This is a genomic window from Streptomyces sp. NPDC031379 (assembly GCF_055569615.1).
Window position 1 is genome coordinate 20,584 of sequence record NZ_JBVIIT010000017.1, and the last position, 20,249, is coordinate 40,832.

Genomic DNA, 20,249 nt, shown 5'->3' on the forward strand with positions numbered 1-20,249 from the left:
GTCGGGAAGGGGCGTTCGGGTCAATCGGCGGGTGCGTGGGGTGCCGTCGCCGCGGCCGGTTCCCTGGCGAAACCGGCGTAGACCTCAGGGCGGGCCCGGCGCAGCCACCACGCCAGCGGAAGTCCGAGGGCGAACACGACGGGTGCCACGACGACGAGCAGGACGTTCACCGCCGGGGACGCGCCGGTGAACAGGTCGATGTGCCCCACCACCAGCACGATCGCGGCCGTCAGCAGGACGGCGGCGACGACCGGCGCCACCACCGTGCGCAGGCCGCCCTCCGTGTGGGACACCCGGCGGAAGTAGCAGGGAACGGCGATCGCGGCGAGCAGCTGCAACAGCATCAGGCCGATCATTCCCGGCGTGTTCACCCACAGCAGCAGCTGCTGGTAAGGGTCGGCGTGCGCGGCCCAGAACGCGAGGACGACCACCGCGCCGAGAGCGGTCTGGGCGATGCCGGCGACGTAGGGGGAGCGGTGCCGCGCGTGGATCCGGCCGAGTGCGCGGGGCAGCACGCCCTCCTCGGCCAGGGCGAGAGCGTAGCGGTTGATGGCGTTGTGGAAGGCGAGGAGGGAGGCGATGACGCTGGTGACGATGAAGACGTGCATCAGGTCGGCGGCCCAGCCGCCCACATAGGTGGTGATCGCGGTGAAGAACAGTCCGGCCGGGTCCTCGCCCGCGGCCCGCACCACCTGGTCGTCGCCGAAGGCCTGGACGGCGATCCAGACGACGAACGCGTAGAACAGGCCGAGGAAGCCGACGGCCGCATAGGTGGCGCGCGGGACCGTGTGCTGCGGATCGCGGGCCTCGCGGCGGTAGATGACGGTGGACTCGAAGCCGGTGAAGGCCGCGAAGGCGAAGGCGAGGACGGCGGCCGTGCCGGGCACGAACACGTGCGCCGGGGCCAGCGAGGCGAGGGACAGCCCGTGCGCGCCGCCCTTCAGCAGGACCCCGCCGGCGAGCAGGACGAGTATGCCGGTCTCGGCGACCAGCAGGACGCCGAGCACCTTGGCGCCGAAGTCGATCGAGCGGTAGCCGCCGTAGCCGATGAGCAGCAGGCCGGCCAGGGACACGGGCAGCCAGGGCACGTCGGTGCCGAGCAGGAAGTGCAGGGTGTCGCGGGTGGTGGTGGCGAGGAGGCCGTAGACGCCGATCTCCATGCCGTTGTAGCCGATCAGGGCGAGCAGGGCGGCTCCGATGCCGACCGGGCGGCCGAGGCCCCGGGTGATGAAGGCGTAGAAGGCGCCGCCGCTGGTGACGTGGCGGCTCATGGTGGTGAAGCCGACGGCGAAGACCGCGAGGGTCAGGCCGGCCAGGAGGTAGCCGACGGGCGCGCCGATGCCGCCCAGCAGGATGGCGAGCGGAGCCACACCCGCCATGACGGTCAGGGGCGCGGCGGCGGAGACGACGAAGAAGGCGATGTCGGCGGTGCCGAGGGAACCGGAGCGGAGGCCGGCCGCGTCGGACGATGCTCTCTCCTCCGGGAGTTCGGAGGTGGACACGGACATACGGGGAGCCCTTCTGGCGGCGGAGGGGGAGGGGGTCCCGGTGGCGGAGCAGCCGGGTTCGCGGGCGCCGGCGAGCGGGCCGGGGTGGGCCGCCCAGGCCGGCGCGTCCCGGCGCACGAGGGGATGGCGGACGCCTGGAGGCCGTAAACCTAAAGGCTTTCGGTTTGCGCAATGTAGCCTGCCGTCGGGCATCCGGGAAGACCTCAGGGAGAACGCTGACCATGGGACGGCCGCGCACACCGCTCCTCGATCGCGAGCGCATCACGACGACGGCGCTGCGACTGATCGACGAGACCGGCGACTTCAGCGTCCCGCAGATCGCCCGGCGGCTCGGCGTGCAGACCGGGTCCGTGTACCACCACGTGGACGGCCGGGACGGCATCGTGGAACTGGTGCGGGAGCACGTCTGCTCCGCGATCGACGCGGCCACCCTGGACCTGGCCCCGTGGGACGCGGCCGTCGAGGCCTGGGCGCGCTCCTACCGCGCCGCCTTCGCCGCCCACCCCCGGGTCGTTCCGCTGCTGATGACGTCACCCGTACGAGCGCCCCGGGTGCTGGAGCAGTACGAGCGGGCGGTCGGCCTCCTGCTCGCGGCCGGGTTCGACCGCGCCGAGATCATGCCGTTGGTGATCGCGCTGGAGAACCTGGTGCTCGGCTCCGCCCTCGACCTGGCCGCACCGGAGACGATGTGGGAGCTGACCGACAGCACCCCGACCCCCCGCCTGGCGGAGGCGCTCGCCGCGGTGCCCGACGGCCGGGCCGACCGTGCCTTCGAGGTGGGCCTGACCGCCTTCATGAACCACGCTCGCTCGCTGCTGCGGGACGGGCCGCGCTGACCCCGCCGACGGGCCGGCCCCACCGCACGGCGGCGGCGAGGCCGACGGCATCAGTACGAGTTTCCCAGTACCGCCAGTAACATGATGACCTTGTCTCCGGTTGTACCAGTCAGTCAACTCGGCGCCGTCCCAGGACGCGCCCTGCCCGGAGATATCCATGTCATCTGTCGACGACGCGCTCGAGAACGCGCGCCTCACGTACGAGCAGCACATGCGGACATGCCGCCAGTGCCATGCCGATGCCGCTCGATGTGCCGTGGCGAAGCACCTCCTGCGGATCTACAACAACGCCCGCAGGGACCGGATGCGCGGCATGGGCCACGACGCACCGGCGGTCTGACGCACACCGGCGCCGGCCCGCGCCCCGACGCGCCCGCCGCGGAAGGGGCGGGCGGCTCGACCGCCTTTCGGCGGGCGTGATCCGGGAACCCGGCCGTCTGTCCCGCCCGCCGAAAGACGCAGGAGGCCGCCGTGACAGACCAGTACGGTGACCGGCCGAACCCGGTCACCCGGCATCCCCGCCCCGACTTCCCCTCCCAGGACCAGCCGCATCCGGGCTGGACCGGCCCGATGGACCCGCCGCCCGACCACGGCGAGGAGTCCTACCGGGGCGCCGGCCGACTGGACGGCCGCAAGACCGTGATCACGGGAGGGGACTCCGGCATCGGACGGGCGGTGGCGCTGGCCTTCGCCCGTGAGGGTGCCGATGTGCTGTTCACCCATCTCGCCGAGGAGGAGGACGAGGCCCGCGAGACGGCCCGGCTGGTGGAGGAGGCCGGCCGCAAGGCGGTCGCCGTCTCCTGCGACATCCGCGACGAGGACCGGTGCCGTGCGCTGATCGAGCGGGCGGTGTCGGAGTTCGGCCGCATCGACGTCCTGGTGAACAACGCCGCCTACCAGATGTCCCAGCCGGACGGCATCGAAGCGATCAGCACCGAGCAGTTCGACCGGGTGATGCGGACGAACCTGTACGGCATGTTCTGGCTGACCAAGTTCGCCCTGCCGCACATCCCGTCCGGCGGCTGCGTCATCAACTCCACGTCGGTGCAGGCGTACAAGCCCAGCCCGCACCTGCTGGACTACGCGATGACGAAGGGCGCGATCGTCACCTTCACGCAGGGGCTGGCGCAGATGGTCGCCGAGCGCGGCATCCGGGTCAACGCGGTGGCACCCGGACCGGTGTGGACGCCGCTCATTCCCGCCACCATGCCGGACACCGAGGAGTTCGGGAAGCAGTCCCCGCTCGGCCGCCCGGCCCAGCCCGCCGAACTGGCCCCGGCCTACGTCTACCTGGCCTCACCCCAGGCGAGCTACATCACCGCGGAGATCCTCAACGCCACCGGCGGCACCCCCCTGCCCTGACACCGGGCCGACGTCCCCGGATCCGCCCCTCCCTAGAAGGGCGGCTCGTTGAACAGCTCGAGGAGCCACTGGGCACCCTGCTCGGCTCCCGGCGCCGTGCCGGAGGAGTCGGGGAACATGCGGCCCCAGGAGGCGGCGCGGCCCAGCGCGCTCAGGCGCCAGGCGAGAGCGGCCGCGCGGCGCAGCTCCGCCGTCGTGCGGCCGGTACCCGTCCAGGGCTCCAGATAGGCGTCGAGCAGCCGGGGCAGCACCTGCGGCCCGTACCGCTCGCACGCCCGCTCGGCGGGAACCCGCAGGCTGCAGAACGGGTGGGAGACGGTGGCGTCGCCCCAGTCGAAGAAGGTGAACCGGCCCGGTGCCCGATGGAACAGCTGGCCGTCGTGCAGGTCGGCGTGGTCGAGGGTGTCCGCGATCCCGGCGGAGGCGAGTTCGGCGGACCAGTCCGCGACGCGGGGCCGGAGGGCGTCGAGCCGGGCGCGTTCGTCCGGACGCAGTGCGGTGTTCGCGGCGAGCAGTTCGTCGAACACCTCCGGCAGGCCGGGGGTCCTGGCGGAGGGGACGCCCAGCCGCTCGATCTCGCGCGCGTGCGCGACCAGGGCGTACTGCATGCTCGCGTACTGGCGGAGCAGATCCTCCCAGGTCTCCGGCCCGACCGGCTCCCGGGTGAGCACATCGCGGAACAGCTCGCCCCCGTCGGGCAGCAGCGTCCAGCCGTGCCCGGCGTCGACGGCCAGCGGCTTCAGCACATGCCCCGGCACCCAGCGGGCCAGCGCGGCGGTCAGCGGGCCCTCGAACGCGCTGTCCGGCGGATTCGCCTTGAACCAGACCGCGCCCCGGGCCCGCACCGGCACCCGCACCAGGACGGACCACGGCCGCAGCCGTACCTCGAGGTCGCCGTCCGCGTGCACGCCGAGCGCGGCGAGCCGCCCCTCCACCCAGCCGAGGGCCGAGGCACGCCAGGACTCCTGCTCCCACGGAGTCACCGCGTCCTGATACCGGCCCCGGTCCACGATCACCGAACGTTCCCGCTGCATCCCGCCATCCCAGCATCGTCGCAGATCAGCGGCCATCGAATTTCCGGTGTACCCGTGTGACGTGTCAGGAGACGTTCAGCGGACCGGGAAGCCGAAGGAGTACCCCTGCTGCTTCAGCCAGGGCAGCAGGGTACGCAGCGCGGCCACGGTCTGGGAGCGGTCGCCGCCCGCGTCGTGGAAGAGGATCGTGGGCCCGTTGGCCAACTCGGTCTTGACGGTCGTGACGATGGCGTCGGTACCCGGCCGCTCGAAGTCCTTGGAGTCGACGTTCCAGCCCAGGGGCCGCATCCCGTGCGAGGCCGCAAGGTGCCTGCTGTACGGGGTGAAGGCGCCGCCCGGGGCCCGGTAGTACATCGGGCGCACGCCACCGGACGCCTTGGTGATCTGCCGCTCGGCGTCCAGGATCTGCTGCGACTGGTAGGCCTGCGACTTGGTGTCCATGGTGGTGTCGTGCGACACGGTGTGATCGCACAACCGGTGTCCGGCCGCCACCACCTGCTTGACCAGATCCGGGTGTGCCTGCGCCTGGGCGCCGACCATGCAGAACGTCGCCTTCACGCCGTTGTCCCGCAGCAGTTGCAGCACCTGCGGGGTCCACGCCGGGTCCGGGCCGTCGTCGATGGTGATGTTGACCGCGTGCGCGCCCCCGTCGGAGGCATGGGCGATGGTGGCGGACACCGACGCCGGCTTCGGCGCGGCGGGCTGCGCCGAGACACCCGGCCGGGCCGACCCGCCGCCCGGCTGACCGGCCTGCGCGCTCCACACCGAGGTGGCGGCCGCCACCGCGGTGACCCCGACCGCCGCAGCGACCACCCGGCCGTACCATCCCCGCCCGCCATGCCGCGCCATGTCCGCCCCGCCCTTGCCGTCTCGTTCGGTCCCCGTGCACCTGTCAGGACGGCAGGGTGCGATCACGGGATCCCTCTGTTACCGATCACGGACAATTCCGCGGCGGTTCCGCGACAGACCCCCCGAGTCCGGGTCCGGAAACCACCGGTCGTCCCGCCCGCCCTGTTGATGCACCGGCGCACCACCGCTTCCAATGGGCCTGCCCGGCGGCGGGCCCGTCGCCGTCAACGGACTTGAATTCGTGGGGGGTTGGGGAGACAGTGCGTCATCTCAGAACGCGCTCGGGACGGCCGGTGACGGCGTGGAGAACCCGGCGAAGAGGCATGACCGGTGCGGCGGTGCTCCTGGGCGTCGCCGCACTCGTCGTTCCGTCGGGCCCCGCCGACGCGGCACCGCCGGGACCCGGGGAGGTCGTGGCGGCGCCGCGGACGGCGACACCCGCCCTGGTGGACGGCATTCGGGAGCAGGCGCCGGCCGCCCGGACGGCGCCGGGCGCCGCACGGGCGTACCTCGCCACGCACAAGGACCGCTACCGGATCACCGATCCGGGCCGTGACCTGCGGCCCGCCGGCACGCTCGCGACCGGCGGCAGGGAGGTCGTACGGCTGCGGCAGACGTACCACGAAGTGCCCGTCCTCGGCGGCGAGTACGTGGTCCGCATGACGAGGCAGGGTGGCGGGCGGATCGTCACCGGCACCTCCGGCCGGTACTTCACCGGGCTGCGGACCGGCACCACCGCCGAGGTCGACGACGATCTGGCCGTCGAGCGCGCGGTGGACGCCGTCCGACAGGACCTCCTCGCCCGCGAGTTCGCCGCGCGGGCCGCGGCCGGGGACGACCTGCCCGAACTGACCGGCACCTCCCACGGCCTGGTCGTCCTGCCGACCGGGACCGGCGTGCTCACCCGTCACGTCACCGTACGGGGCGAGGACCCGGCGGGCGGCGAGCCGGTGCTGCGCGAGGTGTACATCGACGCGCGGGCCGGCTACCCGGTCCTGCGGTACAGCGGCATCCGGACCCTCGGCGCGGCCGGCACGACGGCCGGGCAGGGTGCTTCGGCCGGTGCCCGCGCCGACGAGCCCGTCCCCGGCACGACGGCCGGGCGGAGCGGCACGGCCGTCGCCCGCTCCGACGAGCCCGCCCCCGGCGCGACCGGCTCCGGCGTCAAACTGGACGGCCAGGACGTCGAGTTGGGCATCACGCACGACGACGCCCGCGACACCTACGTGCTGCGCGACCGCTCCCGCATCCAGAGCCGGCCCGACAACGTCCTGGCCACCTGGGACGCGCGCGGCCGATGGGCGAGCGACCTGTCCGGCGCCTGGCCCGAGGACCTGCGGGAGTTCGCCTCGCCCGGTCCGCGGTTCGGCGCCGAGGCGACCGACTCGGGCGCGGTCGACGCCCACTGGGCCGCCGGCCAGGTCTACGACTACTACCGGAACAAGTTCGGCCGGGACAGCCTGGACGGACACGGCATGACCGTCGACTCCCTCGTCGGCGCGACCGATTACGGACAGCCGTACGTCAACGCCTTCTGGGACGGCCGGAAGATGGTCTACGGCTCCGGCGACGCCGAGTACCGCCCGCTGTCCGCCGCACTGGACGTGGTCGGCCACGAGATGACCCACGGCGTCGTCGAACACTCCGCCGGCCTCGTCTACGCGGGCCAGTCCGGCGCCATGAACGAGGCCCTCGCCGACTACTTCGGCAACGCCATCGAGGCGGACGCCTACCACCTGCCCGTGGACGACCCGGATTCCGGGCTCCTCGGCCAGACGCTGTGCCGGACCAAGAGCCCGCGCGACTGCGCCTTCCGCGACCTCGACGACGGCCGGACCACCGCCGGATCCTTCCTCGGCGTCGGGTTCGGCACCGACAACGGCGGCGTGCACCTCAACTCCACCCTCTTCTCCGGTGCGCTCTGGGACATCCGCGAGGACCTCGGCCCCGACCTGGCCGACCGAATCGTCTACAAGGCACTCACCGAGTACCTCACCCCGCTCGACGGCTTCACCCAGGGCCGCAACGCCGTGATCGCCGCCGCCAAGGACGTCAAAGCCGGCGGGAAGAACGTCTCGGCCGTCCAGCGCGCCTTCACCGCGCACGGCATCGTCCCGAACTGGGAGAAGGCCCTCGGCGTCGACTCCGACCTGCTCCTGGAACGCGTCAACACCTTCGACACACACCTCGGCGCAGGCGGCGGCTGGTGGGTCGCCGCCAACTCCGACGAATCAGGCGCCGAGCCGTACTCGGTGTGGGCCGGGCGGACCGACGGCAAGGGACAGCTGAAGCTGATGAGCCCCAACGACGGCCGCTACCACGTCAACCCCGCCACCGACGGCAGGACCGTGGTGTGGCAGGCGCACGGCGCCTCCGGCGTGGACGTCCTGGCGCGGCCCCTGGCCGGCGGACCCGTGCGCACCCTCTGGCACGGCCGCAGCGTCGGCGCCGCGCTGGACGTCGAGGGCGATGTCGTGGCCTTCGCGTACAACAACCACGGCGGCCGAGCGGGCGTGGCGTACCTGAGCCTGAAGGACCCGGCGAACGTGGTGACGATCGGCGGCGGCACCTACCACCGGGCGACCTTCCCGTCGGTGAGCGACGGCAAGGTCGTCTACCAGGACCGGCAGCGGGTGAAGGCGGTGTACGAGTCCAGCACCCGGGTGATCGATGTGGCCACCGGCGCGGAGACGGTGGTCGAGCAGGCCGCCCCGCAGACCGGCCTCGGCCCCACGGCCGTCACCGGCGACCACGTCTACTGGCTGCTCGACCGGACCCCGCAGAACGGCACCACCACCCTGCGCCGCGCGGGCCTCGACGGCTCCGCCGCCACCGACCTCAGCCCCGAGAGCGGTCCCGACGCACTGAACGTCTCCGATGTGACGGCCTCCGCCGAAGCGGTGACCATGGTCGCCCGCACGCCCGCTGCCGAGACCGGCAACGCGTCGCTGTCCAAGCTCTGGCAGTTCACACCGCAGCACCAGGGCGACGGCATGCGCCGGAGCCGGGTCTCCTGCAACCGAGGCGAGCAGCTGTCCGCCGCCGCGGCCGACGGCACCCGGGTCATCTGGCTCGACGCGACCACCGGCATCAGTGACGTGGTGACCCGCGCCCGTCCCAGCGGCACATGTGCCTGACGGGACGAAGATGAGCCGGACGGGACCCGGCACCACGAGGAGCCCGGCCGGACAGGGATGAGCCGCGGCCCGCCGGACAGCCGGCCGGCGGGCCGCACCCGCCGACGCGCACCCCGGCCCGGATCGGGGTACCCCGTGCCGTACACGACCGATACCGGACTACGGCTCGGGCCCGAAGGACGACCCGGTGGTGGTACTCCGCCGGGGCCGGGACCCGGAGGCGGACCTGCGGGACCCGGGCGCCGGAACCGGGAACGGCGTCCGGCCGGTGGCCGGACGCCGATGCCCGTCAGGTCAGGCCGGCGTGACGGCCCGGCCGAGGTGCCGGGCGAAGAACCGGACCGCGCTGTCGACCTCGAACCTGGGCACCTCCTTGTGCCTGCCCGCGTTGGCGTGCAACGTCTTCTCCGTCGAGGCGAAGGCGTCGAACAACGCGAGACCGGACCGGCGCGGGATGTGCTCGTCGTCCCACTGGAGCACGAACTCGACCGGGACGGTGATCCGCTTCGCCGTCTCGGCCAGGGAATCGTGCCAGAAGACGCCGAAGACCGCGGCGGTGATCCTGGGGTCCACCGCCGTCAACGGAACCCCGATCGCGGTGCCCATGTTCAGGCCGAAGTAGCCGACCGGCCCCTCGGCACCGATCTCCGGCAGCTCCTGGAGGGCGTCCAGCGTCGCCTGCCACTCCGGCACGGCCCGCTCCGCCAGGTGGGCGTTGTAGCGGACGACGATCGGGCCGACCGGCTCGCCCGCGGCCATCGCCCGCTGCATCACGGCGATCTCCCGCTCGTCGTGCGCCGTGCGCGGCCGGCCACCGTGACCGGGCGCATCGATGACGGCGACGTGGAAACCGCAGGCGGTCACCAGACGGTGCGCACGGCCCGCCATCGCCGGTGCCTTCTTGTGCGTGCCGCCACCGTGGCCCATCAGCACCAGAGGCGCGCGATCGGGGCCGGATACGGGCGACCAGAGGACGCCGGGGACCTCACCCACGGTGAAGTCGCGTTCGACGACACCGTCCGTCGATGCCTGCGCGGTGACATGCAAGGAATGCATAGGTTGTTGCCTCTCGGGGAGTGCCTTGTTCTCGAGGCGCTCCCGGCGACACCTATGTCGACCGCCCGACCGTGAAGCAGCGGGGGAGCACCCACACGGATACAGCGTTCATGGGTCTCACCTCCTCGCACGGTGTCACGGTCGCCCGCAAGCTATCAGCGCGGGCGTCGTCCCGGCCAACTCTTTTCGCCCGGACGGAATCCGGCGGAGATTTCGTGAAACGCCGGGTGCCGTTCCCGGGGGAAGCGGAGCATGCCGGGTACGGCCCGGGCTGACGGCATCTCACCACAGGAGTCGCGGATGAAGCGTTTACGGAGAACACGGCTGCTGGGCCTCGGCGTCATGGCGCTGATGCTCGGTCTGGTCGCGGCACCCAGCGCGCAGGCGGCACCGGCGGGGCCGACCGCCGCCGCCCCCGCGGCCGTCGAGTGCAGCGGCAGCTGGGACGGCAAGACGTACTGGGCCAAGAGCCCTTCGGGGCGCAACGGGGGCGGCTACGCGCGCACCTACTGGAACGCCTCGACCAAGCGCAACTGCGTGAAGTTCTGGTCCAGCCCCTACGACGGCCTGGCGTCGAACATCACGCTGTACCTCTTCGACGCGAGCGGCGACTACTCCGCCGACCCGCCGCAGGAGCACCCGGCCAACTACCACTACTACGCCGGGCCGCTCTACACCTGGTTCGACGCGACCGGGGAGTGCATCCACGTGAGCGGCTCGCTGGTCCGGGGCGGGGTGACCTACCGCCTCAACACCGGGGAGATCCGGTGCGGCTGATCCTCCGTCACTGAACGCGCCGGGCAGGACACCGGGCCCCGGCGGGCGGCCCCTGACGAGGGCCCGCGGGGGTGCCACGGGGCCGCGCGGTCCTGAGGCGGCACAGGCGGCCGGACGGCGGGGAGCAGGGGACGACCAGCGGTCACGGGTGCGCCGCAGCACCCGAGGGCCTGCTCCGTCCCCGGCTCAGCGCACCCTTCCCCGCGGCTTCAGCGGTGCGTTCGGCAGTTCCGGCGCGGGCAGCGGATCCCCGTCGTAGCCCTTCACCTCGCCGTAGCGGGTCCCCGCCATCCAGTCCTCGCGGGCCTGCACGACCTCTTCGTGCGAACGGCAGATGAAGTTCCACCACATCACGATCTCCTCGCCGAAGGGCGGCCCGCCGAGCAGGACGAGGCGGGCGGTGCCGTCCGACTCGTTGACGAGGGTGAGGGTGTCACCGCCGTCGGGCACATGTCCCAGCTCGGCCGGCCGCAGCAGGGTGCCGGAGACACGGACGTCACCCTGGTCGACGAGGACGCCGTGCTCGAAGCCGGGATCCACCGTCAGGGCGAGCGTGGCGCGTGGCTCCAGGACGATCTCGGCGCCGAGCAGCGGGGTGAAGGTCCGCACGGGGGAGACCGCCCCGGCGAGGGTGCCCAGGAAGACCCGCAGCACGGCACCGTCGAGGCGCACCGGCTCGGGGACGTGATGCTGGAAGTCCCGCTCGGTGTGGCGGTGTTCCTCGGGGAGCGCGACCCAGAGCTGGACGCCGTGCAGCACGGTGGTGCGGGGGGTGGAGACCTCGGAGTGGGCGATGCCGTGGCCGCCGGTCATCAGGTTCAGCTCGCCGGGCCGTACGAGGGCGTGGCTGCCCAGGCTGTCCCGGTGCTCGATCTCCCCGCTGAACAGCCAACTCACCGTCTGCAGCCCGGTGTGCGGGTGCGGGGCGACGTCCATCCCGCCGCTGCGGGCGACGTCGTCGGGACCGTAGTGGTCGGCGAAGCACCAGGCGCCGATCAGGGAGCGGGTCCGCTGGGGCAGCGTGCGCCGTACCGTCATCGCGCGGGGGCCGCCGAGCGGCACGTCGCGGGGCGTGAGGATCTCGACCCGCGCGGCCGTGTCCGGCAGGCTTCCCTCGGCGGGGGAGCCGCTCCGCATGTCGGCGGGCCTCGCTTCGGTGTCGCTCACCGGAGCCCACCTCCCATCCATGATAGTTTTAATTTCAACAACTGTGCCCGATCATAGCCCCGAATCCGGCTCCCCGCACCCACTCGCGCGGAGCAGGCGGCGGCACCCGGAGGAGTCCAGGTTGACCAGTACCGTCCCGGCCGGCGCCACCCGGCGGATCTACGTCGACAAGCAGAGCCCCAAGGCGTACCACGCCCTGGTGCAGACCTCCGAGGCGGTACGGGCGGTCGCCGCCGAGGCCGGCCTGGACCGCGCTCTGATCGAACTGGTCGACCTGCGCGTGTCGCAGATCAACGGCTGCGCCTACTGTCTGCACGTGCACACCCGCGCCGCGCTGCGCGCGGGCGAGACGCCCCAGCGCCTCGGCGTGCTCGCCGCCTGGCGGGACACCGACCTGTTCACGCCCGCCGAGCGGGCCGCACTGGCGCTGGCCGAGGCGACCACCGCGGCCGCGGACGGAGCCGCGCAGGACACCGCCTACGCCGCCGCGCGCGAGGTGCTCACCGACGACCAGATCTCGGCGGTGATCTGGGTGGCCGTCACCATCAACGCGTTCAACCGGGTTTCGATCATGAGCAGGCATCCGGTCCGCCCGGAGCAGTGACGGCGGCCTTTCCCGTGGTGGACGTGGCTGATGCGGTCCACCTAGCGTTCCGCGCATGACAGAACGACGCGCGATCCTCAGCGGCTCCACCTTCGAGGAGCAGATCGGTTACGCCCGTGCCGTGGTCGACGGCGACTGGGTGCACGTCTCCGGGACCACCGGTTTCGACTACACCACCATGACGATCTCGGACGACGTGGTGGAACAGGCCGAACAGTGCCTGCGCAACATCGAGGCCGCGCTCACCGAGGCGAAGTGCACCTTCGGGGACGTCGTGCGGGTGCGCTACCTGCTGCCCGACCGCGCCGACTTCGAGCCCTGCTGGCCCGTGCTGCGCCGCTGCTTCGGCGAGGTCCGCCCGGCCGCCACCATGCTCGAGTGCGGCCTCGCCGACCCCCGCATGAAGATCGAGATAGAGGTGTACGCCCGCCGCCGCGCGGACTGACCCGGGCCCCGGGCGCCGTGCCGGCCGGCGAACTGCCGGAAGCGGGCCGGGGACCGAGAGGAGATCACCCGGGCGGCGGGGATGGGCGGCGGCGCGCAGGGATGTGCGGCGCGGGGCTCAGCGGAAGGCCGCGATGTTGCGCGCCGCCCAGGCGGCGAACGGCGTGGCGGGCCGGCCGAGCAGACGCTCCACGTCCGTGCCCACCGCCCGCTCCTCGGCGGTGGGTTCGCCGAGAATGGCCAGCGTGCCCTCGGCCACCGCGGGGGGCATGACCCGCATCATCTGCGCCCGGGCCTCCTCGCGGCTCTGCTCCACGAACGTCACCGGTTCGCCGAGCGCCTCGGCTATGGCGGCGGCCCGTTGGCGCGGTGTCGTGCCCGCCGGACCGGTGAGTGTGTACGTGGCACCGTCGTGGCCGTCCTCGCGCAGGACGGTTGCGGCGGCCGCGGCGACGTCGCCCGGATCGACGAACGGCAGGGCGACGTCGGCGAAGGGCGCGGCCGCGGTGCGGGAACGGCGCACCGGTTCCGCCCAGGCGAACGCGTTGGACGCCATCCCGCCCGAGCGCAGGACGGTGAAGGCCGCCCCGGATCCGGCCACGGCCGCCTCGAAGGCCGCGGCGTGCGTGTACGTCTCCGGTCGGGTGCCCACGCCCTGCGAGGACAGCAGCACCACCTTCGTGACCCCGGCCCGGGTGGCCTGCCGCAGAACGCCGACCGGGTCCTCGCCCGCCACGAGCAGGAACAGGGCCTTGGCCCCTTCCAGTGCGGGGGCGAGGCTCTCCGGCCGGCCGAGGTCGGCGGCGACGGCCCGCACGCCCCGCGGAACGTCCTCGTTCCCGATCCGCCGCGCGACGGCGGTCACCGCCTCCCCCGCCGTGACCAGCTCGGCGACCAGCGTCCGCCCGACGTTCCCCGTGGCGCCCGTGACAACGATCATGAGGTTCCTCCCCGAGTGAGTTAGTTGACTAACTAAGTCGAGACGATAGTGTGCGCCGCGTGCGGTTGTCCATCCGTTGACTATCCTCAGTCAGGTGACTGACTCAGAATCCGCCGCGACGGCCGATGCGCCGCGGCCGGGCCGATCCGGGCGGGGCGGCAAGCGCGAACGCCTGGTGAACGCGGCCGTTCAGGTCTTCCATGAGCAGGGCGTGGAGAAGACCACCCTCGGCGACATCGCCCGCGCGGCCGACGTTCCGCTCGGCAACGTCTACTACTACTTCAAGGCCAAGGACCAGCTGGTCGAAGCCGCCGTGGACGCCCACTGCGACCGACTCGGGGCGCTCACCGCCCGGTTGGACACGCTCCCGGACCCGGCGGCCCGGCTGAAGGCGCTCGTCGCCGGCTGGGTCGAGCAGCGGGAGACGGCTGCCCGCTTCGGCTGCCCCTTCGGCACCCTCGCCACCGAACTCGACAAGCGGGACGACGATCTGGGCCAGGCCTCCGCGAAGGTCATGCGGGTCCTGCTCGACTGGGTGGCGTCCCAGTTCGCCCAGCTCGGCCGCTCCGACGCGGCCGCCCTCGCCGTCGAACTCGTCGCGGCCTACCAGGGCATGTCGGTCCTCACCCACACGCTCCGGGACCCGGACCTGATGGCCGCCCAGGGCGCACGGCTTGAGGTCTGGATCGACGGGATCGCCGAAGGCCGGGGCTGACGTCAGGGCGGACGGGAGGCAGGCCGGGGCGGCAGCCGGGGTGGACCGGCCCGGGCGGGCATCGGACCGGTCCGTCGGCGGAAAGGCCGTGCCCAGGGGCCTCAGATGCCCATCGAGGCGATCTCGATCGGTGAGCGGTAGTTGGCGGCCGCCGTGACCACGCAGGCGCGGTAGGTGCGGTTGTCCTTCACGACGAGGAAATAGTCCCGGAGGTTCTTCCAGTAGCTGACCAGATAGCCGATCCCGGGGACGAAACCCGGCGGGCGGGGGACGAGCGCGAAGGCCTCGCTGCACTTGAGGATCTCCCCGGTGGCGGTCGACAGGACGTCGGCCACGTCGGAGTTCATGTTCCACCCGGCCGCCAGCTCCGGTGTCCAGATCGCGCCGGCCACTTCCCGGAGGTGCTCCTGCTCCTCGGGGGCCGGATCGGCCAGGGTGCCGGTCGCGACGGCCGCCGCCGTGCCGGGCCGGGTGCCGTCCACCGCGGCGGCGCACGGTCCGGCCGTGACCGCCACCGCCATCACCGCTGTCGTCACCGCGACGGCTGCGCGCAGCCGTAAGCGTCCGGTGGCTCTGTCGTCTGACATCATGGTCGTTCTCCCTCCCCTTCGTCCGCCCGGTCCGGCCGGGCGGGGTCGTCCGAACCTGTCATGGGGGACCAACCAGGTCAACGGCGGCATCTCGCCAGGCACGGTGACGTGCTGCGTGCGCATCCGGCCAATCTCCGGCCGGTGGAGAGGTGGACGGACGGCCGGTGCGCGTCCGCTCTCGCCCATGGGTCGTCCGGCATCCGGACGCGCGGTACCGCCCTCCAGCAGTGCGGGAAGCCCCGGCGGCGGGTTGGCCGGGGCTCGCCTCGGCGTCGAGTCAAAGCGGATCGCCGATGATCGGACAAAGTCCTGAATCGACCGCCTGGCAGGGATTTTGGGATCTGTAGTGATTACCCGGTGATCGGAGTAGGGAAGTTTCCCGGGGTCACCGGCACGTGATCTTCGCCGGTCCGCTCCGGCGCCGACGCGTGTCAGTCGATCACCCCGGAAAGGAGGTGCAGTGATGAAGCTTCTCTTCGCCATCCGCAACCGGGTCGCGGCCGCCAAGAGCCTCAAGGCGAACGCCTGGTACCTCTGGTACTGACCCCGCACCACCGCAGTGCAGTCGAGGTGACATCGTTGTCCGGCCGCGTCCGCCCCACGGCCGGTCGGGCAGCGGTGTCCGCCGCGTCACGCCGCCTTCGCCGGACCGGAGGGTCTCCGCTTCCACCTCGCACCTCGGGAAGCCTCCCTTTCCCGCCCGCACCGTAGAGCCTTTGCCCGCACCGGAAGGCCTCCGTTCCCTCCCGCATCGGAGAAACCATGCCGCCGTCATCCGCAGCGCTCGAGCGCACCACCGTGTTCGCCCCGCGGCTCGCCGCGCTCATCGGCGACCACCTGGGCCGGGACGTCTTCCGGCTGGAACCCGACACGGTCGGCGTCGCGGGACACGAGGTCGCTGACCGCATCCTGGCCGCGCGCCGGGCGACGGAGACCGAGCGCCCCACCTTCAAGCCGCTGCACGGGCGCTCCATCACGCGCAGCGAGGCCTCCACGATCACCCGCACCATCGGCGACGACGTACGCGAGGCGCTGGCCGGGCCCCTGCCCGACGGGGTGGATCTGACCGGCCCCTGGCCGCTGACCGGGCACCTCTTCCTGCGCGACCTCATCCTCGGCCAGGACCCCTACCGGCTGCGCATGCTGATGAGCCGCAACCTCGAACTCACCCCCAAACTCACCTGGTCGGTGATCGCGATCGGTGCCGCCCTGCCCGGCTGGCCCCGGCCGAGCGGCCGGCTCACCGGCCTCGCGGGGCGGGCCGCGCAGGCGAAGGGCTACCAGGAACGCCGGTACGCGATGGGCATGTACCGCAGAGCGGCCGCCCCCGTGTGCTTCACCGTCTCCACCCTCGTGGCCAACGCCCTCTGGCTCGGTGCGCCCTTCGGCGACGGCACGCCCAACCGGAACATCATCCTCGAGTCCCTGCGTCTGCTCCCGCCCTCCTGGAACATCCTGCGCAACGCCTCGCCCGAATACCCCGCCGTCGACGACCGGATCGGCGAGCGCGACGACGTCCTGCTGCTGCCCCTGCTCTCCCACCGCGATCCGGCCCTGTGGGAGGACCCGGACGCCTTCCGTCCGGAACGCTGGGACACCCTCGACCCCGACACCGCCCCCGGCTACCTGCCCTTCGGGCACACCTCGGAGCGCTGCTGGGGCAGGCACATGGTCATGCCGCTCGCCGAACTGCTGCTGGACCTGATCCGCCGTGCCGGGCTCGTGGTCGACCCCGCTCAGAGGATCGGCAAGGTCCCGCTCCTCGGTCTGCTGGGCGTGGAGGACGTACGGCTGAGGCGGCCGAGCTGACGGCGGCGCCTCGGAAGACCCCCGCGGGCCGTTGGCCACAGGCTCCGACCGGGGAGAGCCGCCGCTCGTCGCCGCCCCCTGAGCGGGCCTCACGTCGCCTGGCGCTGCTCCTCGGCCGGCGCCGGCAGCGCGATGATGCGCTGGACGGCCCGGCTGAGGACCAGCACGCCGACGACGATCAGCAGGGCGCCGCAGGCCTCCGGCACGAGCCGCCACCCGGTGCGGATCCGCTCGTCGAAGAGGGTGACACCGAGGGTCAGGCTCACCACCGCGTCGCCGATGGTCAGCGCGGGCTGCGCCGCGGCCAGGGGACCGGCCTGCAGCGCGTTCTCCAGCAGGAGCACGGAGGCGACGCCGGCCAGCGCGAAACCGTACGTCTGCCAGGACCGCAGGAACGCCGTGAAGCCGTGGTCGGCGAACGTGCTGCTGGCCGACTTCAGAAGGGCGGCGGTCAGCGCGTTGCCCGTCGCGGAGGCCGCGGCCAGGAACGCGGCGCGCCGGGCCGGCGGGTGTCCCCGGCCGGCCAGGAGAACGGCCGCGGCCATCACACCGACACACAGGCACAGGGCCGGGATCCACCGGCTGAGGGGCGCTTGAGCGGTCGCGCCGTGCGGGGCGGCCGCGACGAGCAGCACGGCGAGGCCCGCCACACAGCCGCCGACACCCCACCAGCCCGAAGGGGGCAGCCGCCGGTGCATCAGCGGGGCGGCGACGAGCAGCGCGAACGGCAGCTCCAGGATGAACAGCGGCTGGACCAGCGCGAGCGGGCCGTTGACCAGGGCCAGACTCTGGAACAACGCGGCGCAGATCACGCCGGCCATGCCGATCATCCAGAAGGGCCGGCGCACCAGCTCCGCGAGCAGCCGGATCCCGCCGCGGCTGCTGGCCGAGGCCGCCTTGCGCTGGAACGCGGTGCCCACGGCGTTGCTCGCCGCTCCCGCGACGGCGAACGCCGCGGCCAGTTCGATCACGACCGTCTCCCGCCTGCGGGCAGCCCTCCCGGAGGAGGCCGGGCCTCTTCAGCCTACGAAAGGCGGCGGCGCCGTGCCCGGCCCGGCGGCCGGTACCAGGTGCCGGAAGCGGTCGGTCCGGACGAGCGGTACGGGCGAATCCGGGGTACCTGCCCGACAAGGCCGGGCGGGTGAGGGACTTGGAGGAGTGGATGGCTCAGGCGGTCCGCGAGATCATGACGTGCAATCCGGTCGCGGTGGCGCCGCAGACCCCGGTCTGCGAGGTCGCCGCCCGCATGCGCGACGAGAACATCGGCGCGGTCCTGGTCTGCTCCGGCGACCGGCTGCGCGGACTGGTCACCGACCGGGACCTGACCGTGCGGATCCTGGCCGACGGCGGGGACGTCACCGGGCGGACGGTGGCCGAGGCGTGCAGCAATGAGCTGGTCACCGTGGCACCGGACGACGACGTGGACCGTGCCGTGCAGCTGATGCGGGGCAAGGCGCTGCGCCGGCTGCCGGTCGTCGAGGACGGGCGTGTGGTCGGGATCGTCGCCCTGGGCGATGTGGCGGTGGAGTACGACCCCGAGTCCACGCTGGGCCTCATCAGCGCGGCCGGTCCCACCAGGTGAACCCCGGGTGGGACCGGCCGGCCGGCGGGGCGGGTCGGGGGACGCTCAGGTCGTTCGAGGCGCAGGCCCTGGCCGTCAGCGTGGCGGTGCCGCACGCGGTGACCGAGGCGGGCTGAGCGTGGCCATGACGCCGCTCGGTGCGCCGCCCACCGTCAGGTCGACGGTCCCGGCGCTGCCCGAGGTCACCGACGTCCGCACGATGGCCGTGGCCGAACCGCCGCCGGGCTCGACCGAGGCCCGGATCCGCCTTCTGCGCGTTCATGGAGAAGTCGACGGGCTGTAGCCCACCCGGTGTTGACGTGGTATCAGATCCGCGGTGACGCCTGCCTCGGCCTCCCGGAGACGCGTCGTCATGCCGCGGCGACGGCCGTCGCCGCGATCCCGGTGTCCTGGGGCGCGGCCCAGGACCCTGCCGGCCTCGTCGTCCATCCGGTCACGCGGCGTCCCGGCCCGCCGCGTGCAGGGCCTGGTCGGCCTCGTGTACGCGCCACTCCTCCACCGTGTCCTGCTGGCGCCGGGCCCTGTCGAGGAGCGTGTCGAGCAGGTCGGCATCCAGGCGTTCGTCGGTCGAGGTGAGCAGGCGCAGGGTGGTCCATCCGGCCGCCTTGCCCTCCACCCCCAGCCGCAGCGCCTCCAGTTCCAGCACGGTGCTGAGCGGAGAGCGCCGCACCAGGCGGCCGTTGCCCTTGAGCCGCGCCGCCTTCTCGGCGGCCCACGCCGCCCAGACCTTGTAGTGGCGCACGGGGACGTCCAGGTCCCGCATGATGTCCAGGAGCGCCGCCCGGTCCTCGTCGATCTCCACGGCGACGGGGTCCAGGGCACGGCCGAGCGCGGAACCGCGGGTGGCGCGTGCCAGGTGGCCGGCCCGCTGGGTGCCCGCGGTGGCGCCGGCGAGGTGGTCGTTGAGATAGATGCCCAGCAGCTTCATGTCGGTGCCGCCGGTGGACTCGGGCCCGGGCGTACCGGACCGCGTCGGGCCGTTCATGACGGGCCTCCTTCGTGGCTTGCCTGGTCGGCTGCAGGGACGTCGACGGCGTTCGGCCGGGCGCGGCTCGCTCACCGTCGTCGTGACGCGTACCAGGCAGGGTGTGCGGGGCGTCGAGCCGAAACCGAACCGCACGGCGGGCTCGACCGGGGCGAGGGAGCCGAGGTCCCGCCCCGCGTGGACGGCGCTGGCCGCGGTGATCCGGTGCAGGTCGCGGGCGCCGTACCACTCGCGCCGGCCGCCACCGGCGCTCCCGCGGGTCCGCGTGCCGAGCAGCAGGCGGGCGGGCGGGTCGGTCAGCGCCGTCCAGCCGGTCCGGGCGGCCAGCGCGCCGGGGACGGCCCGCAGCAGGAAGCCCGGCGGACTCCGGCGGCCGACGGTGAGGCGCAGGTCGAGCAGCGAGCCGGCGGTGACCGTCCAGTGGTCTCCGGCGACGCGGACCCGTACCGGTACGACCCGCACCTCGTCGAAGATGTAGGTGCCGGCGATGAAGTCCGCCGTGCGCCGGGTCGGGGCCAGCAGCAGGCGGTGGCCGTCCTCCCGCTCGAGCATCACGTCGCTGAACGGGCCGAAGGGCGAGCGGGGCCAGTGGCCGAGCACCACGCGGGTGCCGGACGCCGTTCCGATCCCGGCGATCCAGCCGTCGAAGCGCACCCGGGCGGCTCGGGCCGGGCCCGCCGCGGACGGGGTCGCCCGAGCGGCGCGCGCGGGGCCCGGCGCGGACGCGTTCATCCGTCCGGGGCGCGGGCGGATGAACGCCGGCGCACGGTCGGCCGCACGTCCACGCGGGTGGGCCGGATCGGCTCGCCCGGACGGACGGGCAGGTGAGGGAGGGGCCCGCCGCCCCGCCGGGC

21 protein-coding genes and 1 pseudogene are annotated in these 20,249 nt (G+C 73.1%); 12 read left to right on the top strand and 10 right to left on the bottom strand.

All coding sequences use genetic code 11. From position 1 onward, the window contains the following. Positions 1 to 20 precede the first annotated feature (20 nt). Entirely contained in the window at positions 21 to 1,508 is a 1,488-nt protein-coding gene (locus ACZ5CW_RS23805; RefSeq protein WP_468604488.1) for an APC family permease, read from the bottom strand. 221 nt (positions 1,509 to 1,729) lie between these two features. Between ACZ5CW_RS23805 and ACZ5CW_RS23810 the strand changes: the two genes are divergently transcribed. From ACZ5CW_RS23810 to ACZ5CW_RS23820, 3 genes are all read left to right on the top strand, one after another. Then, positions 1,730 to 2,344 carry a TetR/AcrR family transcriptional regulator gene (locus ACZ5CW_RS23810; RefSeq protein WP_468604490.1) on the top strand — a complete coding sequence of 205 codons (615 nt, stop codon included), beginning with the start codon at positions 1,730 to 1,732 and terminating at the stop codon, positions 2,342 to 2,344. 157 nt (positions 2,345 to 2,501) lie between these two features. After that, positions 2,502 to 2,684 (top strand): hypothetical protein, encoded by a 183-nt coding sequence (locus tag ACZ5CW_RS23815; protein ID WP_468604492.1) that lies wholly within the window; start codon positions 2,502 to 2,504, stop codon positions 2,682 to 2,684. Between the two features lie 131 nt (positions 2,685 to 2,815). Next, complete coding sequence (locus ACZ5CW_RS23820; protein WP_468604494.1) at positions 2,816 to 3,706, top strand: SDR family oxidoreductase; 891 nt, start codon at positions 2,816 to 2,818, stop codon at positions 3,704 to 3,706. A gap of 32 nt (positions 3,707 to 3,738) precedes the next feature. Here ACZ5CW_RS23820 and ACZ5CW_RS23825 read toward each other — a convergent pair whose 3' ends face one another. Both ACZ5CW_RS23825 and ACZ5CW_RS23830 read right to left on the bottom strand, forming a co-directional pair. Next, on the bottom strand, positions 3,739 to 4,740 hold the full coding sequence (locus ACZ5CW_RS23825) for an aminoglycoside phosphotransferase family protein (RefSeq protein WP_468604496.1): 1,002 nt from the start codon (positions 4,738 to 4,740) through the stop codon (positions 3,739 to 3,741). A gap of 75 nt (positions 4,741 to 4,815) precedes the next feature. Further along, on the bottom strand, positions 4,816 to 5,589 hold the full coding sequence (locus ACZ5CW_RS23830; protein ID WP_468604497.1) for a polysaccharide deacetylase family protein: 774 nt from the start codon (positions 5,587 to 5,589) through the stop codon (positions 4,816 to 4,818). Positions 5,590 to 5,912: 323 nt separating this feature from the next. Between ACZ5CW_RS23830 and ACZ5CW_RS23835 the strand changes: the two genes are divergently transcribed. Beyond that, positions 5,913 to 8,726 (top strand): M4 family metallopeptidase, encoded by a 2,814-nt coding sequence (locus ACZ5CW_RS23835; RefSeq protein WP_468604498.1) that lies wholly within the window; start codon positions 5,913 to 5,915, stop codon positions 8,724 to 8,726. Between the two features lie 294 nt (positions 8,727 to 9,020). On the opposite strand, the gene ACZ5CW_RS23840 is transcribed toward ACZ5CW_RS23835, so the two are convergent. Beyond that, positions 9,021 to 9,782 (bottom strand): dienelactone hydrolase family protein, encoded by a 762-nt coding sequence (locus ACZ5CW_RS23840; RefSeq protein WP_468604499.1) that lies wholly within the window; start codon positions 9,780 to 9,782, stop codon positions 9,021 to 9,023. Positions 9,783 to 10,082: 300 nt separating this feature from the next. On the opposite strand from ACZ5CW_RS23840, the gene ACZ5CW_RS23845 reads away from it, so the two are divergent. After that, entirely contained in the window at positions 10,083 to 10,559 is a 477-nt protein-coding gene (locus tag ACZ5CW_RS23845) for a hypothetical protein (protein WP_468604500.1), read from the top strand. Between the two features lie 186 nt (positions 10,560 to 10,745). Here the strand turns inward: ACZ5CW_RS23845 and ACZ5CW_RS23850 are convergent, their stop codons facing one another. Beyond that, positions 10,746 to 11,726, bottom strand: coding sequence for a pirin family protein (locus ACZ5CW_RS23850; RefSeq protein ID WP_468604502.1), 981 nt, complete (start codon positions 11,724 to 11,726; stop codon positions 10,746 to 10,748). Positions 11,727 to 11,847: 121 nt separating this feature from the next. Here ACZ5CW_RS23850 and ACZ5CW_RS23855 point away from each other — a divergent pair, with 121 nt between their 5' ends. Together ACZ5CW_RS23855 and ACZ5CW_RS23860 are read left to right on the top strand one after the other, a co-directional pair. Next, positions 11,848 to 12,330 (top strand): carboxymuconolactone decarboxylase family protein, encoded by a 483-nt coding sequence (locus ACZ5CW_RS23855; protein WP_468604504.1) that lies wholly within the window; start codon positions 11,848 to 11,850, stop codon positions 12,328 to 12,330. 55 nt (positions 12,331 to 12,385) lie between these two features. Next, complete coding sequence (locus ACZ5CW_RS23860; protein ID WP_468604505.1) at positions 12,386 to 12,775, top strand: RidA family protein; 390 nt, start codon at positions 12,386 to 12,388, stop codon at positions 12,773 to 12,775. Positions 12,776 to 12,892: 117 nt separating this feature from the next. Here ACZ5CW_RS23860 and ACZ5CW_RS23865 read toward each other — a convergent pair whose 3' ends face one another. Next, on the bottom strand, positions 12,893 to 13,714 hold the full coding sequence (locus ACZ5CW_RS23865; RefSeq protein WP_468604507.1) for an NAD(P)H-binding protein: 822 nt from the start codon (positions 13,712 to 13,714) through the stop codon (positions 12,893 to 12,895). A 94-nt stretch (positions 13,715 to 13,808) separates the two neighbouring features. Here ACZ5CW_RS23865 and ACZ5CW_RS23870 point away from each other — a divergent pair, with 94 nt between their 5' ends. Then, positions 13,809 to 14,429, top strand: a complete 621-nt coding sequence (locus tag ACZ5CW_RS23870; protein WP_468604509.1) for a TetR/AcrR family transcriptional regulator — start codon at positions 13,809 to 13,811, stop codon at positions 14,427 to 14,429. 101 nt (positions 14,430 to 14,530) lie between these two features. Here ACZ5CW_RS23870 and ACZ5CW_RS23875 read toward each other — a convergent pair whose 3' ends face one another. Continuing rightward, on the bottom strand, positions 14,531 to 15,019 hold the full coding sequence (locus tag ACZ5CW_RS23875) for a hypothetical protein (protein WP_468604511.1): 489 nt from the start codon (positions 15,017 to 15,019) through the stop codon (positions 14,531 to 14,533). A 463-nt stretch (positions 15,020 to 15,482) separates the two neighbouring features. Here ACZ5CW_RS23875 and ACZ5CW_RS23880 point away from each other — a divergent pair, with 463 nt between their 5' ends. Both ACZ5CW_RS23880 and ACZ5CW_RS23885 read left to right on the top strand, forming a co-directional pair. Beyond that, positions 15,483 to 15,563 (top strand): tryptorubin family RiPP precursor, encoded by an 81-nt coding sequence (locus tag ACZ5CW_RS23880; protein ID WP_359481243.1) that lies wholly within the window; start codon positions 15,483 to 15,485, stop codon positions 15,561 to 15,563. A gap of 218 nt (positions 15,564 to 15,781) precedes the next feature. Further along, positions 15,782 to 16,828: a cytochrome P450 gene (locus ACZ5CW_RS23885; protein ID WP_468604512.1), complete on the top strand. Its 1,047-nt coding sequence runs from the start codon at positions 15,782 to 15,784 to the stop codon at positions 16,826 to 16,828. Positions 16,829 to 16,917: 89 nt separating this feature from the next. On the opposite strand, the gene ACZ5CW_RS23890 is transcribed toward ACZ5CW_RS23885, so the two are convergent. Continuing rightward, entirely contained in the window at positions 16,918 to 17,799 is an 882-nt protein-coding gene (locus ACZ5CW_RS23890; protein WP_468604514.1) for a DMT family transporter, read from the bottom strand. Between the two features lie 191 nt (positions 17,800 to 17,990). Here ACZ5CW_RS23890 and ACZ5CW_RS23895 point away from each other — a divergent pair, with 191 nt between their 5' ends. Both ACZ5CW_RS23895 and ACZ5CW_RS23900 read left to right on the top strand, forming a co-directional pair. Then, the gene (locus ACZ5CW_RS23895; protein ID WP_468604516.1) at positions 17,991 to 18,410 is read left to right on the top strand and encodes a CBS domain-containing protein; all 420 of its coding nucleotides are present in this window, start codon (positions 17,991 to 17,993) and stop codon (positions 18,408 to 18,410) included. Positions 18,411 to 18,528: 118 nt separating this feature from the next. Continuing rightward, entirely contained in the window at positions 18,529 to 18,693 is a 165-nt protein-coding gene (locus ACZ5CW_RS23900) for a hypothetical protein (RefSeq protein WP_468604518.1), read from the top strand. Between the two features lie 150 nt (positions 18,694 to 18,843). On the opposite strand, the gene ACZ5CW_RS23905 is transcribed toward ACZ5CW_RS23900, so the two are convergent. Both ACZ5CW_RS23905 and ACZ5CW_RS23910 read right to left on the bottom strand, forming a co-directional pair. After that, positions 18,844 to 19,395: a hypothetical protein gene (locus ACZ5CW_RS23905; protein ID WP_468604826.1), complete on the bottom strand. Its 552-nt coding sequence runs from the start codon at positions 19,393 to 19,395 to the stop codon at positions 18,844 to 18,846. A gap of 63 nt (positions 19,396 to 19,458) precedes the next feature. After that, positions 19,459 to 20,127 (bottom strand): annotated as a pseudogene (locus ACZ5CW_RS23910) (hypothetical protein); the annotation flags it as partial. Positions 20,128 to 20,249: the final 122 nt, after the last annotated feature.